The sequence below is a fragment of the Fluviispira multicolorata genome, from assembly GCF_009208585.1.
Lineage (GTDB): Bacteria > Bdellovibrionota_B > Oligoflexia > Silvanigrellales > Silvanigrellaceae > Silvanigrella > Silvanigrella multicolorata.
In genome coordinates this window covers 1-410 of record NZ_WFLN01000017.1, presented here as the reverse complement: position 1 = coordinate 410, position 410 = coordinate 1, and the positions used below count along the sequence as shown (strand labels likewise).

1 tRNA gene and 1 rRNA gene are annotated in these 410 nt (G+C 44.1%); both read right to left on the bottom strand.

The features are described from left to right. Window positions 1–194: 194 nt before the first annotated feature. Window positions 195–271 (bottom strand) — tRNA-Ile (locus tag GCL57_RS14690). Window positions 272–358: 87 nt separating this feature from the next. Continuing rightward, window positions 359–410 (bottom strand): 16S ribosomal RNA (locus GCL57_RS14920); the annotation flags it as partial.

Genomic DNA, 410 nt, shown 5'->3' with positions numbered 1-410 from the left:
AATATCACTCAAACTATTCGCTTTTAAGCAAGTCTCCTCGCTTATAAACCTTTGCTCAAAACAAGTCGCCTTGTCTTGAACTTCTCTAGAAAAAGATTCCTACAAGTCTCTTCTTCTAGTTTCTCGTTTTCCTCTCCTCACTAGGATATGAAAACTTTTCTTTCTTCTTCTTATTCTCTTGTCAAAAAACTAAATGGTGGGTCTGGGCCGAGTTGAACGGCCGACCTCTTGCTTATCAGGCAAGCGCTCTAACCACCTGAGCTACAGACCCAAGAAAAGATTACAGAAACAGAGTGCGGGTCCCTTGACCTAGAATGGACTCTCTGTACCCGAAGGTATGAGCTGTCTGTATTCCTAGAAAGGAGGTGATCCAGCCGCAGGTTCCCCTACGGCTACCTTGTTACGACTTA